18 protein-coding genes and 1 other RNA gene are annotated in these 15,493 nt (G+C 70.7%); 16 read left to right on the top strand and 3 right to left on the bottom strand.

What is annotated here, in order from left to right:
* Positions 1-111 precede the first annotated feature (111 nt).
* The 4 genes from BW996_RS00300 to BW996_RS00315 all read left to right on the top strand — a co-directional run bounded on the left by BW996_RS00300 (position 112) and on the right by BW996_RS00315 (position 2,266).
* Complete coding sequence (locus BW996_RS00300) at positions 112-654, top strand: hypothetical protein (RefSeq protein WP_037484079.1); 543 nt, start codon at positions 112-114, stop codon at positions 652-654.
* Position 655: 1 nt separating this feature from the next.
* Entirely contained in the window at positions 656-952 is a 297-nt protein-coding gene (gene lysC, locus BW996_RS00305) for an Rz1-like lysis system protein LysC (protein ID WP_037484081.1), read from the top strand.
* Positions 953-1,000: 48 nt separating this feature from the next.
* An RNA gene (gene rnpB / locus BW996_RS00310) (RNase P RNA component class A) lies at positions 1,001-1,317 on the top strand.
* A gap of 37 nt (positions 1,318-1,354) precedes the next feature.
* The gene (locus BW996_RS00315) at positions 1,355-2,266 is read left to right on the top strand and encodes a DMT family transporter (protein WP_037484083.1); all 912 of its coding nucleotides are present in this window, start codon (positions 1,355-1,357) and stop codon (positions 2,264-2,266) included.
* On the opposite strand, the gene BW996_RS00320 is transcribed toward BW996_RS00315, so the two are convergent.
* Positions 2,247-2,870: an RNA pyrophosphohydrolase gene (locus tag BW996_RS00320; protein ID WP_051632132.1), complete on the bottom strand. Its 624-nt coding sequence runs from the start codon at positions 2,868-2,870 to the stop codon at positions 2,247-2,249. The genes BW996_RS00315 and BW996_RS00320 overlap by 20 nt on opposite strands.
* 143 nt (positions 2,871-3,013) lie before the next feature.
* Between BW996_RS00320 and BW996_RS00325 the strand changes: the two genes are divergently transcribed.
* From BW996_RS00325 to BW996_RS00380, 12 genes are all read left to right on the top strand, one after another.
* Complete coding sequence (locus tag BW996_RS00325) at positions 3,014-4,759, top strand: proline--tRNA ligase (protein WP_037484084.1); 1,746 nt, start codon at positions 3,014-3,016, stop codon at positions 4,757-4,759.
* On the top strand, positions 4,756-5,427 hold the full coding sequence (locus tag BW996_RS00330) for a lytic transglycosylase domain-containing protein (protein WP_051632133.1): 672 nt from the start codon (positions 4,756-4,758) through the stop codon (positions 5,425-5,427). The genes BW996_RS00325 and BW996_RS00330 overlap by 4 nt, the downstream gene beginning before the upstream one ends.
* A 25-nt stretch (positions 5,428-5,452) precedes the next feature.
* On the top strand, positions 5,453-5,818 hold the full coding sequence (locus BW996_RS00335; protein ID WP_037484086.1) for a hypothetical protein: 366 nt from the start codon (positions 5,453-5,455) through the stop codon (positions 5,816-5,818).
* A gap of 144 nt (positions 5,819-5,962) precedes the next feature.
* Entirely contained in the window at positions 5,963-6,658 is a 696-nt protein-coding gene (locus tag BW996_RS00340; protein WP_037484088.1) for a Bax inhibitor-1/YccA family protein, read from the top strand.
* Between the two features lie 247 nt (positions 6,659-6,905).
* Positions 6,906-7,946, top strand: a complete 1,041-nt coding sequence (locus tag BW996_RS00345; protein ID WP_051632134.1) for a glycosyltransferase family 2 protein — start codon at positions 6,906-6,908, stop codon at positions 7,944-7,946.
* A 25-nt stretch (positions 7,947-7,971) separates the two neighbouring features.
* Positions 7,972-9,267: a class I SAM-dependent methyltransferase gene (locus tag BW996_RS00350; protein WP_081838232.1), complete on the top strand. Its 1,296-nt coding sequence runs from the start codon at positions 7,972-7,974 to the stop codon at positions 9,265-9,267.
* The gene (rfbG, locus tag BW996_RS00355; protein ID WP_037484090.1) at positions 9,264-10,373 is read left to right on the top strand and encodes a CDP-glucose 4,6-dehydratase; all 1,110 of its coding nucleotides are present in this window, start codon (positions 9,264-9,266) and stop codon (positions 10,371-10,373) included. Before BW996_RS00350 ends, rfbG begins: the two co-directional genes overlap by 4 nt.
* Positions 10,370-10,960, top strand: a complete 591-nt coding sequence (locus BW996_RS00360) for a dTDP-4-dehydrorhamnose 3,5-epimerase family protein (protein ID WP_051632135.1) — start codon at positions 10,370-10,372, stop codon at positions 10,958-10,960. The genes rfbG and BW996_RS00360 overlap by 4 nt, the downstream gene beginning before the upstream one ends.
* Entirely contained in the window at positions 10,960-12,342 is a 1,383-nt protein-coding gene (locus tag BW996_RS00365; RefSeq protein WP_076458447.1) for a DUF4910 domain-containing protein, read from the top strand. The genes BW996_RS00360 and BW996_RS00365 overlap by 1 nt, the downstream gene beginning before the upstream one ends.
* Positions 12,339-13,139 (top strand): sugar phosphate nucleotidyltransferase, encoded by an 801-nt coding sequence (locus tag BW996_RS00370; RefSeq protein ID WP_037484091.1) that lies wholly within the window; start codon positions 12,339-12,341, stop codon positions 13,137-13,139. Before BW996_RS00365 ends, BW996_RS00370 begins: the two co-directional genes overlap by 4 nt.
* Positions 13,139-13,789 carry a PIG-L deacetylase family protein gene (locus BW996_RS00375; RefSeq protein WP_037484093.1) on the top strand — a complete coding sequence of 217 codons (651 nt, stop codon included), beginning with the start codon at positions 13,139-13,141 and terminating at the stop codon, positions 13,787-13,789. Before BW996_RS00370 ends, BW996_RS00375 begins: the two co-directional genes overlap by 1 nt.
* On the top strand, positions 13,786-14,535 hold the full coding sequence (locus BW996_RS00380; RefSeq protein WP_051632136.1) for an SDR family NAD(P)-dependent oxidoreductase: 750 nt from the start codon (positions 13,786-13,788) through the stop codon (positions 14,533-14,535). The genes BW996_RS00375 and BW996_RS00380 overlap by 4 nt, the downstream gene beginning before the upstream one ends.
* Here BW996_RS00380 and BW996_RS00385 read toward each other — a convergent pair.
* Positions 14,502-15,113: a UbiX family flavin prenyltransferase gene (locus BW996_RS00385; RefSeq protein WP_037484150.1), complete on the bottom strand. Its 612-nt coding sequence runs from the start codon at positions 15,111-15,113 to the stop codon at positions 14,502-14,504. The two genes, BW996_RS00380 and BW996_RS00385, sit on opposite strands and share 34 nt — an antisense overlap.
* 11 nt (positions 15,114-15,124) lie before the next feature.
* Positions 15,125-15,439, bottom strand: coding sequence for a Grx4 family monothiol glutaredoxin (grxD, locus tag BW996_RS00390; RefSeq protein ID WP_037484095.1), 315 nt, complete (start codon positions 15,437-15,439; stop codon positions 15,125-15,127).
* Between the last annotated feature and the right edge of the window lie 54 nt (positions 15,440-15,493).

The raw sequence follows: 15,493 nt of genomic DNA on the forward strand, positions 1-15,493 counted from the left end.
CCTCTCACGAATCGTCACCGTTGCGGTTCCGGGTCTTGCCTACCATGCGCAGCCGTCGGCCGGGATGACAATCCGACCTGAAATGCAAAATCATTTTTCTGGAGTCCATCGATGCCCGACAAGCTGCGCCTGATCGCGACGACCGCGGCCCTGCTGGTGTCCGGCTGGATCGGCCATGGCATCGGTTCCTCCGACGGACAAGCGGCCGAGCACCGCGCCGCCCGGCTTGAGACGCAGATGCGCGACAGCGAGGCGCGGCACCGCCAGGCGCAGATCGCGCTGGCCGAGGAGCTGCGCTCGCGCGAAGCCGCCTTCGAGGTGCGCCTGCGCGAGCTGCAGACCTCCTTCGACGAGCAGAAGGTCGAGATGATCGAGGCGCTCGACGACAGCCAGACCCAGCTGGCCGATCTGGCCCAGCGTCGCCGTGACACCGATGCCGAGCTGCTGCGGGTGCGCAAGGCGCTGGCGGCGGCCGGCGGCGGCAGTCCCGGCCGCCTGCGCGACGAGCTGCGCGAGCGCGAGCTGCAGCTGGTGCTGCTGCAGGGCCAGCTGCGCCAGAACGCGGCCGGCATGAGCTGCCTGTCGGCGCCGGTGCCGCCGGAGGCGCTGCGCACGCTCAACCGCGTGGCCGGCAACGGCGCCCGGGGGCGCTGACATGAGGGCCGCCCTGTCGCCGCTCCTGCTGTCGACCGCCCTGGTGCTGGGCGGCTGTGCCTCGCCTCCGCCGGTGCCGCCCGCGCCGGTCGCACTGAAGTGCGTGCTGCCGGCCGGTGTCGACAGCGCCTGCCCGACGCCGCAGCCGCTCAAGGCCGGCCTGACCTACCGCGAGCTGCTCGAGGTGCATCTGGCCGATCGCCAGCAGCTGCAGCGCTGCGCGGCACAGCACGAGGAGCTGCGCCGTGTCGTCGCGGCCTGCAGCGCTCGCATCGACGCACTGTCGCGCCCGCGCTGAGCGCCGCGCCGGGGGGCAGGGTTCCTGTTGTGGGACAATCCCGCCCGTGGAGTCAGCCAGACCGCCGCTGGTGCAAGGATCGAAAGGTCGCACTGGAGGAAGGTCCGGACTGCACAGGGCAGCGCAGGAGGTAATACCTCTCCACCGCGAGGTGAGGATCAGAGCAACAGAGACGAGCCGGTTCGGTCCGGGTGAAACGGGCAATCTCTGCGCGCAGCAACACCAAATAGGCCAGCTATGACGTGGCCCGCTGAGCTGGCGGGTAGGTGGCATCGAGCCGTTCCGGCGACGGGCGGCCCAGAGGAATGGCGGTCACGGCGGGGCAACCCGCCGCACAGAATCCGGCCTATCGGCTGACTCCACACTTTTCAGCCACTGCGCGTGCGCTCCCACGCCTTGCCGATGTCCGCACGCTCCCATCTCGATCTTGCCGCCGTCCTGAGCCTGCTGCTGTGCTGCATGCTGTGGGGCCTCAACCAGGTCTCGGTCAAGCTGGCGCTGCCGGAGGTGCCGGCGCTGGTGCAGGTCTCGATCCGCAGCATCGTCGCCTTCGTGCTGCTGCTGGGCTGGATGCGCTGGCGCGGCCTGCGCTGGGACTGGCGAGGCCCGAGCCTGCTGCCGGGGCTGCTGGCCGGTTTCCTGTTCGCCACCGAGTTCGCGCTGGCCTTTGTCGGCCTGCAGCACACCACCGCCGCGCGCGGCGTGGTCTTCATCAACACCTCGCCCTTTGTCGTCGCGCTGGTGCTGGCGGCGCTGCATCGGGGCGAGCGGCTGATGCCGCTGCAGTCCGTCGGGCTGCTGATCGCCTTTGCCGCGCTGGCGGCGGCGTTTGGCGAGGGTTTTTCGCTCACCGCAGCCGGCACCACCTGGCGTGGCGACCTGATGATCCTGGTGGCCGCGGTGCTGTGGGGGCTGACCACGGTGACGATCCGGCTGTCGGTGCTGCGCAGCGCGCCTTCCGAGGTCACGCTGGCCTGGCAGCTCGGCGTGGCAGCGCTGCTGTCGCCGCTGGCGGCCTGGGTCCATGGCGACGCCTGGCCGCAGGCCTGGAGCCCGCTGGCGATCGGCTCGATGGTCTATCAGGGCGTGATCGTGACCTTCGCCAGCTATCTGCTGTGGTTCTGGCTGCTGACCCGCTATCCCGCGACCCAGGTCCAGGCCTTCGTGCTGCTCACGCCGGTATTCGGCACGCTCAGTGCCGGGCTGCTGCTGCACGAGCCGGTCACGCCCGCCTTGCTGCTGGCGCTGGCGGGCATCTGCCTGGGGCTGGTGCTGCTGAACCGGCGCCCGCCGGTCAGGACGTCCCCAGCTTGAACTCGAGCGGCGGCAGATCGCTCATCGCGGCGTCGCCTTGCAGCGGGGCCGCGCTGGCGCGGGGCTCTGCGCCGTCCTCGCGGCGCAGCGAGCGCATGCCGTGGCGCAGATAGCGGTTGTGATGGTTCGGGCGCGCCGGAATGAAGCGCGCCAGCTCGGTCAGCGCCATCTGGTAGACATTGCGCTTGAACTCGATCACCACATCCAGCGGCACCCAGTAGTCGTGCCAGCGCCAGGCATCGAACTCGGGGTGCGTGGAGGCGCGCAGGTTCATGTCGGTGTCCCGGCCCATGAGCTGCAGCAGGAACCAGATCTGCTTCTGCCCCTTGTAGTGACCGCGTGCGTCGCGGCGGATGTAGTGCTCGGGCACCTCGTAGCGCAGCCAGTCTCGTGTGCGCGCGATGATGCGCACATGTTCAGGATGCAGCCCCACTTCTTCGTGGAGCTCTCGGAACATCGCCTGCTCCGGCGTCTCGCCATGCTTGATGCCGCCCTGCGGGAATTGCCAGGAGTGGGTGCGAATGCGCTTGCCCCAGAACACCTGGTTCCGCTGGTTGAGCAGGATGATGCCGACGTTGGGCCGGAAGCCTTCTCGGTCGAGCATAATCAGACCCCAATTTTCACGTTGAACCCATTATTGCACCGGGTCCGATTGGCGCAAGCCCGCGGATCACCCGAGCAGGGACAAGGGCTCCTGTCGCCCGTCCAGAGGTTCCACTCAGTACCCGTCCGCGTACCGACCACCCCATGAAAGCCTCCCAGTTCTTCATCGCCACCCTGAAGGAAGCGCCCGCCGATGCCGAGGTGATCAGCCACAAGCTGATGATGCGAGCCGGCATGATCAAGCGCCTGGGCGCGGGCATCTACAACTACATGCCGATGGGGCTGCGGGTGATCCGCAAGGTCGAGGGCATCATCCGCGAGGAGATGAACCGCGCCGGCGCCGTCGAGCTCTTGATGCCGGTGGTGCAGCCGGCCGAGCTGTGGCAGGAGACCGGCCGCTTCGACAAGATGGGCCCGGAGATGATGCGGGTGAAGGATCGGCATGACCGCGACTTCATCATCCAGCCGACCAGCGAAGAGGTGGTGACCGACATCGCGCGCCAAGAGCTGCGCAGCTACAAGCAGCTGCCGAAGAATTTCTATCACATCCAGACGAAGTTCCGCGACGAGCGCCGGCCGCGCTTCGGCATCATGCGCGGGCGCGAGTTCACGATGAAGGACGCGTACTCCTTCGACCGCAGCCCCGAGGCCGCGGCCAAGAGCTACGAGACGATGTTCGCCGCCTACAAGCGCATCTTCGATCGCTTCGGCCTGACCTACCGCGCGGTGGCGGCCGACACCGGCGCCATCGGCGGCGACCTCAGCCACGAGTTCCAGGTCATCGCCCAGACCGGCGAGGACGCGATCATCTACTGCCCGACCAGCGACTACGCCGCCAACATCGAGCTGGCCGAGGCCGTGGCACCGGCCGCGCCGCGCGCCGAGCCGTCCGCCGCGATGGTCAAGACGCTGACGCCGGGCAAGAGCACCTGCGCGGATGTCGCCGCCTTCCTGGGCCTGCCGCTGACGAAGTCGCTCAAGAGCCTGGTGCTGGCCACCGACACGCGCAACGAGCAGGGCGACATCGTCGGCTCGACCGTCTGGCTGCTGCTGCTGCGCGGCGACCACGAGATGAACGAGGTCAAGGTCGGCAAGATCGAGGGCCTGAAGAACGGCTTCCGCTTCGCCACGTTGGCCGAGATCGACGAGCACTTCGGCTGCAAGCCGGGCTACCTGGGCCCGGTCGGTCTGAAAAAGCCGGTGAAGATCATCGCCGACCGCTCGGTGGCCGCGATGAGCGACTTCTGCTGCGGCGCCAACGAGGAGGACTACCACCTGACCGGCGTGAACTGGGGCCGCGACCTGCCCGAGCCCGATCTGGTGGCCGACCTGCGCAACGTCGTCGAGGGCGATCCGTCGCCGGACGGCCGGGGCGTGCTGGCGATCGAGCGCGGCATCGAGGTCGGCCATGTCTTCTACCTCGGCACCAAGTACTCGAAGGCGATGAACGCGACCTTCCTGGACGAGACCGGCAAGCCGGCGCTGATGGAGATGGGCTGCTACGGCATCGGCGTGACCCGCATCCTGGGTGCGGCGATCGAGCAGGGCCATGACGCGCGCGGCATCATCTGGCCGGACGCGATCGCGCCGTTCACCGTGGCGATCTGCCCGATCGGCTACGACCGCTCGGCCGACGTCAAGGCCGCCGCCGACGCGCTGCACGACGAACTGCTGGCCGCCGGCATCGACGCGATCCTCGACGACCGCGGCGAGCGCCCGGGCGCGATGTTCGCCGACTGGGAGCTGATCGGCGTGCCGCACCGCGTGGTGCTGTCCGACCGGGGCCTGAAGGAAGGCCAGGTCGAGTACCAGGGCCGGCGCGACGAGGCCGCGACCAAGGTGGCGGCCGCCGAGGTCGTCGCCTTCGTGAAGGGTCGCCTGAAGGCATGAGCTGTCGCCGCCGCGCCTGGCTGATCGGTGCCGGACCGGCGCTGGCCGGGCTGGGCATCAGCCCGGCCGCGCAGGCTGGCGGCCAGCTCGAGGAGCCGCTGGCCGATTCGGTGCGCACCGCGCTGGCGGCGGCGGTGGCCGGCAACGGCGCACCGCCCCGGCTCGAGTTCGTCTCGACCGAGGCACGGCTGGCGCATCTGCGCTGGCTGGGCGCCATGAGCGAGCGGCTGGCGCGGCGCAAGCCCGACTTCAACGTCCGCCGCGAATTCCTCGAGACGGTCTGGTACGAGAGCCGGCGCGCCGGCCTCGATACCGCGCTGGTGCTCGGGCTGATCGAGGTGGAGAGCGGATTCCGCAAGTACGCGATCTCGGTGGTTGGCGCGCGCAGCTACATGCAGGTCATGCCCTTCTGGGCGCGCACGATCGGCGACGGCGACGCCTCGCGGCTGTTCCACATGCAGACCAATCTGCGCTTCGGCTGCGTGATCCTGCGCCACTACCTCGATCGCGAGCGGGGCGATCTCTTCATGGCGCTGGGGCGCTACAACGGCAGCCGGGGCAAGGCGCCTTATCCGAACATGGTGATGGCCGCGCGCCGTCGCTGGGAACACCCGGACGCGGCGACCGCTTCTCCGGTGCTGGCTGCAGCCCCGGCGCCGACACGGTGAGCGCGGCTCCGCTACACTTGATCCCATGTTCCGTCGACTGATGTCCCTGTTCGCTGTGCTGATGCTGCTGTGCGCCGGCCTGCTTGGCGGGGCACAGGCTGCAGTCGCGACCGTCACGCTGGTCGCCCAGGCCGATGCCGACTGCCGTGCCGAAGCCGACCGCCCTCTGCGGGCCGACGAGGGCACGCCGCCGGCCGCGCTGCCGGATCGCACCGATCCGGCCCAGGAGTCCGACCCGGTGGCCGAACTGGCCGATGTCCCGCCGCTGCCGGGGCTGCTGCCGCAGCCGCATTGCCGCGGACTGCAGCGGGCGCTGCACCCGGCCGAGGGAAGGCCCCAGGCTTCGCCCTATCTCGACGGACCCTTGCGTCCGCCACGCCAGCTCGCCTGAGCCGCGATCCACCGGTGCGCTGCGCGCCCGGCCGCCGATCGCCGTGACCGCCCGGGGTCCGTCATCCCTCCGGGGCGTCTCTGCATCCACTGATCCGTCGTGATCCGTTCCCGTCTTTCCGCTGTCTCCGAAGGAGCTCCTGTCATGTCCGACCTGTTCCAGAACCACGGCTTTGCATCTGTCGCGATGCCCAGCGCCGCCGAGCGCAACCGCGTGATGCGCAACACCTACATGCTGCTCGCGCTGTCGATGATCCCGACCGTGCTGGGCGCCTGGCTGGGTGTGGCCACCGGCCTGACCCGCGCGATGTCGCCGATCGTCGGCCTGATCGTGTTCATGGCCGGCGCGTTCGGCTTCATGTTCGCGATCGAGAAGACCAAGAACTCGGCCGCCGGCGTGCCGATCCTGCTGGCCTTCACCTTCTTCATGGGACTGATGCTGTCGCGCCTGATCGGCACGGTGCTGGGCCTGTCGAACGGCGCCGGCCTGATCATGACCGCCTTCACCGGAACCGGCCTGATCTTCTTCGGCATGGCCACGCTGTCGGCGGTGATCAAGCGCGACCTGTCGTCGATGGGCAAGTTCCTGTTCATCGGCATGATCATGGTGCTGGTGGCCGGCATCGCCAACATCTTCCTGCAGTCGAGCGCGCTGATGATCACGCTGTCGGTGCTGACGATCGGCATCTTCTCGGCCTTCATCCTCTATGACCTCAAGCGCATCGAGAACGGCGAGGAGACCAACTACATCACCGCCACGCTGGGCATCTACCTGAGCCTGTACAACGTGTTCCAGTCGCTGCTGGCGCTGCTGGGCATCTTCGGCGGCAACGACGACTGAGTGCCGGACGGCCAGATCGCCGCGCCGGCCTGACCGGCGTGGCGCTCCCGGTCTGATCTGATCTCCTGGGCAGGGCGCCCGACTGCTGACGCGGTCGGGCGCCCTGCTGTTTTCTGGACTTCCGGCGGTCCCATCGCCCCGTCAACTGGGGGACTCTGTCGCGAGATGACTTTTCTGCCGACAGTCTCTGAGGATAATGATTCATGAGTAACACATGGTTACCATTGGTGTCATCAGAGGGTCCCCGATGTCCATTTCCGCTTCGATCGTTGTCCTGAACTACAACTACGGCCGCTTCGTGGCCGCAGCGATCGAATCCGCGCTGGCGCAGACCGCGCCGGGCTGCGAGGTGATCGTCGTCGACAACGGCTCGACCGACGATTCGGCCGAGGTGATCGCGCGCTACGCGGACCGGGTGAGGGTGGTGCGCCAGCCGGTCAACATCGGCCAGGGCCAGGGCTACAACCTGGGCATCGAGGCGGCGCGCGGCGAGTGGATCGTCTGGCTCGATGCCGACGACCTGCTCGATCCGGACGCGATCTCCACCTGCCTGGCCGCGGCCGACGACCACACCGCCAAGGTCCAGTACGCGCTGCGCCTGATCGATGCCGAGGGCCGGCCGCTCGGCGGCCTCATGCCCTATCTCAGCCACCACGGCGACGTGGTGCCGATCATTCGCCGGCTCGGCCACTACGCCGGCCCGCCGGGCAGCGGCAACCTCTACCGGCTGCGCGCGGTCGCGCCCTATTTCCCGGTCGCGCCCGAGGACTGGCCGATCTGCACCGATACCGTGCCCTTCCTGACCGCGCCCTTCCACGGCCGTGTCGTCCCTGTCGAGCGCCCGCTGGGCAGCTACCGGCTGCACCGCAAGCCGGCCGACCGCGACGCGCCGGGCTACCGCGGCAACTACAGCGGCAGCGTCGGCCAAGAGGTGCGGCTGGTGGTCGACAGCCGCGAGCGCACGCTCGAGCTGCTGCGCCAGCGATCGGGCTTTCACATCGATCCGCCGGCGCTGATGCTGCCCACGCATGTGCGCCACCGCATCACCTCGTGGCGCTGGGCGCGCGCGGCCCACCCCTTTCCCGAGGACAGCGCCGAGAGCCTGTGGGCGCTGATGCGCGCGTCGCTGCAGCACTGTCCCGGCTATGGCGAGGCGCAGCGCGCGGCGCTGCTGGCCTGGGCCGCGGGTGCGCTTTTCCTGCCCGCGCCGATGGCCGGCGCGGTGATGAACGGTGCGCAGCCGCTGCGCGAGGCGCTGGGCCGCTGGCGTCGCCGCTCCATTTCCTGATCCGATTGCCGAGAAGAAGTCCGCCATGAACGACGATGCGAACGACGTGAACGACGACGTGAACGACCTGACGCGGGCTGATCGCCTGCTGCCGGCCTGCCGCTTCTGCGGCACGCCGCTGCGAACCAGCTTCGTCGACCTGGGCCTGAGCCCGCTGTGCCAGACCCACATCGAGGCGCATCAGCTCGGCGAGATGGAGCGCTTCTATCCGCTGCATGCGCGTGTGTGCGAGCAGTGCTTCCTGGTGCAGCTGCCGGCCTTCGTCGCGCCGGACGAGATCTTCGGCGAGTACGCCTACTTCTCGTCCTTCTCGTCGAGCTGGGTCGAGCATGCGCGCCGCTACACCGCGCAGGTGACCGAGCGCTACCGGCTCGGCGCGCACAGCCGCGTCGTCGAGGTCGCCAGCAACGACGGCTACCTGCTGCAGCATTTCGTCGCCGCCGGCGTACCGGTGCTGGGCATCGAGCCGGCGGCCAATGTCGCGCGCGCCGCCGAGGCCCGCGGCGTGCCGACCCGGGTGGACTTCCTGGGCGAGGCCACCGGCCAGGCGATCGCGGCCGAGTTCGGCGCTGCCGACCTGGTGCTGGGCAACAACGTGCTGGCCCATGTGCCCGACATCAACGACTTCGTGCGCGGGCTGCGCGCGCTGCTGGCACCTGCAGGCGTCATCACGATGGAGTTCCCGCACCTGATGCGGCTGATCGAGCGCAGGCAGTTCGACACCATCTACCACGAGCACTTCAGCTACCTGTCGTTCTCGACGGTGGAGCGCATCTTCGCCGCGCACGGCCTGGTGCTGCACGACGTGGAGGAACTGCCCACCCACGGCGGCTCGATCCGCATCCACGCGCGCCACGCTGCCAACGCGGCGCTGCCGGTGGGCGGGCGCGTCGCCGAGATGCGCGAGCGCGAGCGGGCGCTGGGCTACCACGCGATCGAGCGCTACCTCGGCTTCGGCGAGCAGGTCCGGCAGGTCAAGCACCGGCTGCTGGCCCACCTGATCGAGGCCAAGGCGGCCGGGCGCAAGGTGGTCGGCTACGGCGCGCCGGGCAAGGGCAACACGCTGCTGAACTACTGCGGCATCCGCAGCGACTTTCTCGACTTCACCGTCGACACCAATCCCTACAAGCAGGGCAAGTACACGCCCGGCACCCGCATCCCGATCCTCGCGCCCGAGGCGCTGCGCCAGGCGCGGCCCGACGAGGTGCTGATCCTGCCGTGGAACCTGAAGGACGAGATCGTCGCGCAGCACGGCTACATCCGCGAGTGGGGCGGGCGCTTCATCGTGCCGATCCCGCAGCTCGAGGTGATCACGCCATGAACACTGCCGTCATCGATCCTGCTTTCTGGCGCGGCCGCCGGGTGATGCTGACCGGCCACACTGGCTTCAAGGGCGCCTGGCTGGGGCTGCTGCTGCACCGGCTCGGCGCCGAGGTGCTGGGCTTCTCGCTGCCGCCGCCGACCACGCCGAGCCTGTTCGATCTGGCCGGCGTCGGCGCCGACCTGCGCACCGTCACCGGCGACGTGCGCGACGCCGCGGCGCTGGCGGCGGCGGTGCGCGACTTCGCGCCCGAGGTGCTGCTGCACATGGCCGCGCAGTCGGTGGTGCTGGACTCGTATGCCGATCCGCTGGGCACCTACTCGACCAACGTGATGGGCACCGCGAACCTGCTCGAGGCGGTGCGCCGCGCCGGCCTGACGCGGCCGCTGGCGCTGGTCAACGTCACCACCGACAAGGTCTATCACAACCAGCGCTGGCTCTGGAGCTACCGCGAGAACGAGGCGCTGGGCGGGCGCGATCCCTACTCGAACAGCAAGGCCTGCTCGGAGCTGGTGACGCAGTCCTTCGTCGCCTCCTTCTTCCCGCCGGAGCGGCGCGCCGAGCACGGGGTCGCGGTGGCGTCGGCGCGCGCCGGCAACGTCATCGGCGGCGGCGACTGGACGCCGCACCAGCTGGTGCCGGCCATCATCGCCGCGGCGCAGGCCGGGCAGCCGGTGGCGCTGCGCAACCCGGCCGGCGTGCGGCCCTGGCAGCATGTGCTCGACTGCCTGCACGGCTACCTCGGCCTGGCCGAGCGGCTGGTGCGCGAGCCGCAGCAGGCGGCCGGCGACTGGAACTTCGGGCCACCCTCCGACGAGGTGGTCACCGTCGCGCAGGTGGCCGAGGGCGTCGCCCGCCACTGGGCGCTGTCGCCGGCCTGGACCCCGGCGCCGGGCGAGCGTCCGCCCGAGGAGCCCGAGCTGCGCCTGGACTGCAGCAAGGCCGCGCGTCTGCTGGGCTGGCGCTGCCGGCTGGCGACGCCGCAGGCGCTGGACTGGGTCGCGCAGTGGCATCTGCGCCATCAGGCGGGCGAGGGCGCACGCCAGATCTGTCTGGACCAGATCGACGCCTTTCTCGCGCACCTCGGGCTGGAGGCGCCGCGATGAGCACGCTGCGCTGCGTCGCGCTGGCGATCGAGGGCGCCTTCCGGCTCGAGCCGCAGCCGGTGGAGGACGAGCGCGGCGGCTTCGCGCGGCTGTGGTGCCGCGACACGCTGCGCGCGGCCGGCCTGGACGCTGCGCGGCTGGCGGTGATGCAGACCAGCGCGTCCTTCAACCGCCGCGCCGGCACGCTGCGCGGCCTGCATTTCGCGTGGCCGCCGGCGCAGGAGGCCAAGGTGGTGCGCTGCGCGCGCGGGCGCATGCTCGACGTGCTGCTCGACCTGCGCCCGGGCTCGCCGACCTGGCTGCGCCATGTCGCGGTCGAGCTGGATGCCGGGACGCGCCAGTCGCTGGTGGTGCCGGCCGGCGTCGCGCACGGCTTCCAGACCCTGGTCGACGACACCGAGGTCCACTACATGATGAACGAGGCCTGGCGGCCGGACTGCGCCGCCGGCGTGCGGCCGGACGATCCGGCCTTCGGCGTGGCCTGGCCGCTGCCGGTCGCGGCGATCTCCGAGCGCGACCGCGACGCGCCCGACTTCGACGCCGACGCGCACCGCCGGCGCTGGTCGGCCGGCGTGGAGGGCCGCTGATGGCGCTGCTGCTCGACGAGCTGCGCTCGGCCGATGGCGCCGCCGAGGCCGGCGCGCGCGCCTGGCATCTGGCCGAGGCGATGTATCCGCTGTGCCGCAGCCTGACGGGTGCGGGCGTGCGCGCCACGCTCGACCTGATCGAGACGCAGGGCGGCCTGCCGCTGCAGCGCACCGAGGTGCCCAGCGGCACGCCGGTGCACGACTGGGAAGTGCCGCTCGAGTGGAGCGTGCGCGACGCCTGGATCGCCGATGCCGCCGGCCGGCGCGTCGTCGACTTCCGCGCCCACAACCTGCACCTGATGAGCTACTCGGTGCCGGTGCGCCGGCAGATGACGCTGGAGGAGCTGCAGCCGCACCTGCACTCGCTGCCCGAGCGGCCCGACGACATTCCCTACCGCACCAGCTACTACCGCGAGCACTGGGCCTTCTGCCTGCGCCACCGCGACCGCGAGCGTCTGGGCCCGGGCCCCTACGAGGTGGTGGTCGACAGCACGCTGGCGCCGGGCCACCTGACGCTGGCCGAGTGCGTCGTGCCCGGCCAGAGCGACGACGAGATCCTGGTCCACACCCATGTCTGCCATCCCTCGCTGGCCAACGACAACCTGGCCGGCATCGCGGTGGCGGTCGAGCTGGCGCGGGCGCTGGGCCGCAGCCGGCCGCGCCACACCTGGCGCTTCATCTTCGCGCCCGGCACGATCGGCTCGCTGACCTGGCTGGCGCTGCGCCCCGAGGTGCTGCCGCGGGTGCGCGCGGGCCTGGTGCTGGGCCTGCTGGGCGACGGCGCGCCGCTGCAGTACAAGCGCAGCCGCCGCGGCGACACGCTGACCGACCGCGCTGCCGCCCATGTGCTGGCCGGCATCGAGGGCGCGCGCCTGCTCGACTTCGAGCCCTACGGCTACGACGAGCGCCAGTACGGCGCGCCCGGCTTCGATCTGCCGGTGGGGCGGCTGACCCGCTCGGTCAACGGCGGCTACCCCGAATACCACTGCAGCGCCGACGACATGACGCTGCTGCGCCCGCAGGCGCTGGCCGGCGCGCTGCAGGCGCTGGCACGGCTGGCACAGGTGCTCGACGGCAACCGTCGCCTGCTCAACCTCAGCCCCTTCGGCGAGCCCCGCTTGGGCAAGCGCGGGCTCTACCGCAGCACCGGCGGCCACGCGCCGGGCGCCTTCGAGCACGCGCTGCTGTGGGTGCTGAGCCAGTCCGACGGCGTGCACGACCTGCTGGCCATCGCCGAGCGCTCGCGGCTGCCCTTCGAGACGATCGAGACGGCCGCCGAGGCCCTGCAGCAGGCCGGGCTGCTGCGCGATCTCGCACCCGGCGAGCCGGCCCCGGCCTTCACGATCCCTGGCCCCCAGACCCCGAAAGGCACCCCGACATGAAAGTCGTCCTGTTCTGCGGCGGACTCGGCACGCGGCTGCGCGAGCATTCCGACACCATCCCGAAGCCGCTGGTCAACATCGGCGTGCGGCCGATCCTGTGGCACCTGATGCGCTACTACGCGCACTTCGGCCACAAGGAGTTCATCCTCTGCCTGGGCTACCGCGGCGACCTGATCCGCGACTACTTCCTGAACTACAACGAGTGCCTGTCGAACGACTTCGTGCTCAGCGAGGGCGGCCGGCGCATCGAGCTGATGCGCAGCGACCTGCAGGACTGGAAGATCACCTTCGTCGACACCGGCCTGCACGCCAACATCGGCCAGCGCCTGCTGCGGGTGCGCCAGCACCTCGGCGACGACGAGGAGTTCCTCGCCAACTACGCCGACGGCCTGAGCGACCTGCCGCTGGACCGCCACATCGCCGAGTTCCGTGCGCGCGGTGCCACCGCCAGCTTCGTCGCGGTGCCCTCGCCGCAGAGCTTCCACACGCTGCACGGCGACGAGGACGGCCTGGTGACGTCCTTCGGCCCGATGAGCGAGGCCAGCCCGTTCTGGATCAACGCCGGCTTCTTCTGCCTGCGCCGCGAGATCTTCGACCTGATCGAGGAGGGCGACGAGCTGGTGGAGGCGCCGTTCCAGCGCCTGATCGCGCAGCGCCGCCTGGGCGTGTTCCGCTACCGCGGCTTCTGGCAGGCGATGGACACCTTCAAGGACAAGATCACCTACGACCGCATGGAGGGCCGCGGCGAGTGCCCGTGGATGGTCTGGAAGGATGAGCGCGTGCAGGGGGCGGCGTGATGCTGCGGCTCGATCCGGCCGCCGGGCGCCAGCGGCTGCATCTGCTGTGCCTGGGCGCGCACAGCGATGATCTGGAGATCGGCTGCGGTGGTGCGCTGCTGCGCTGGCTGGCCGAGGTGCCCGAGCTGCACCTGACCTGGGTGGTGCTGAGCGCGCCGGGCGAGCGTGCCCAGGAGGCGCGGCGCAGCGCCCGCGCGCTGATGAAGGGCGCGGCCGGGCTGGAGATCGTCATCGGCGACTTCGCGGACGCGCAGTTCCCGGCCGAGCTGCCGCGGCTGAAGGCCTTCCTGGCCGATCTGGGCCGGCGGGTGTCGCCCGATCTGGTGCTGACGCACCGGCTGGAGGACCGCCACCAGGACCACCGCACGGTGGCCGAGCTGACCTGGCAGACCTGGCGAGACCACCTGATCCTCGAGTACGAGATCCCGAAGTACGAGGGCGATCTCGGCCAGCCCAATGTCTATGTGCCGCTGACGGCCGAGCAGGCCCGGCGCAAGATCCGCCACCTGATGCGCCACTTCGGCAGCCAGCGCTCGAAGGGCTGGTTCTCGGAGGCGACCTTTCGCGGCCTGATGGCGCTGCGCGGCATCGAGTGCCGCGCGCCCGACGGCCAGGCCGAGGCGCTGCACGCGCGCAAGGTGGTGCTGTGAGCGCGGGCGAGCTGTCGCCGCAGCGGCTGGTGCTGCTCAGCGGCGGCTCGCGCGGGCTGGGCGCGGCGCTGGCGGCGGGCTGGCGCGGCGAGGGCTGGCGGGTGCTGACGCTGTCGCGCACCGAGCCGCCCGACACGCCGCCCGGCGACTGGATCCGCGCCGATCTGGCCGATCCGGTCGCGGCCGCCGCGGCGCTGTCCGCCGGGCTGGCCGGCATCGATCCGGCCGGCGTGGCGGCGCTGATCGTGCTGCACAACGCCGCGACGCTGGAGCCGCTCGGCCCGATCGAGCAGGCCGCGCCCGAGGCGCTGGCCGCCGGGCTGCAGGTCGGGCTGGTGGCTGGCGTCTTGCTGCTGGCCACCGCGATGGCGCATTTCCGCGCCAGCCCGGGGCGCAAGATCGTCGCGCAGGTCAGCTCGGGCGCGGCGCTGCGCAGCCACGCCGGGCTGACGGTCTACGGCGCGGCCAAGGCCGGGCTCGATCACTTCATCCGCGGGCTGGCGGTCGACGAGGCGCTGCAGCCGCAGCCCTTCATCCCGGTCGCGCTCGATCCGGGCGCGATGGACACCGCGATGCAGCAGCGCCTGCGCCAGCGGGATGCGGCCGGCAGTCGCCAGCGCGAGCAGGCCGGCCAGCTCGGGGCGGTGGAGGAGGTTGCGGCCTGGATGCGCGCGCTGCTGGACGTGCCCGGGCTGAAGCCGGGCGCGCGCCATCATGTGCGCGACGGGCTGGCCGGCGTCGTCTGACCGAGTCCGGCCCAGGCCTGCGGCCGAGCGGTGGCGATGCCGGCGAGCTGCAGCACCCGCTCGACCGTCTCGTCGACCAGCTCGGCGACGGTCTGCGGCCGGTGGTAGAAGGCCGGCAGCGGCGGGAAGATGATGCCGCCCATCTCGGTGACGGCGGTCATGTTGCGCAGGTGGGCCAGGTTGAAGGGCGTCTCGCGCACCATCAGGATCAGGCGGCGGCGCTCCTTGAGCGTCACGTCGGCCGCGCGGGTCAGCAGGTTGTCGCCGAAGCCGTGCGCGACCGCCGCCAGCGTCTTCATCGTGCAGGGCGCGATCACCATCGCCGCGGTATCGAAGCTGCCGCTGGCGATGCACGCGCCGATCTCGCCGGGCGCATGCGCGACCGCGGCGAGCGACTCCAGCGCGCGCCGGTCCAGGCCGCATTCATGATGCACGTTGAGCACGCCCGAGGGCGTGACCACCAGGTGCGTCTCGACGCCGAGGTCGCGCGCCCGTTCGAGCAGGCGCACGCCATAGGCCGCGCCCGACGCGCCGGTGATGCCGACGACCAGCCGGGGCGGCGCTGCCGGAGTGGTCATCGCGTCCCGCATCAGGCCTTCGGTGCCAGCAGCTGTTGCAGCTCGCCGGCCTGGTACATCTCCATCATGATGTCCGAGCCGCCGACGAATTCGCCGTTGACGTAGAGCTGCGGGATGGTCGGCCAGTTCGAGTAGTCCTTGATGCCCTGGCGGATGGCCGGGTCTTCCAGCACGTTGACGGCCGTGATCTGGCTGACGCCGCAGGCCTTCAGGATCTGCACCGCGCGGCCGGAGAAGCCGCACTGCGGGAACTGGGCGGTGCCCTTCATGAACAGGACGACCGGATTGTTCTTGACGAGATCGTCGATCTGCTGGTTGGTGCTCATGGCGTGGTTCGGGAGGGTGAGGGAAAAGGATAGGGCCGATTTATACGGCAAAGC

Source organism: Sphaerotilus natans, from assembly GCF_900156335.1.
Taxonomy (GTDB): Bacteria; Pseudomonadota; Gammaproteobacteria; order Burkholderiales; family Burkholderiaceae_C; genus Sphaerotilus; species Sphaerotilus natans.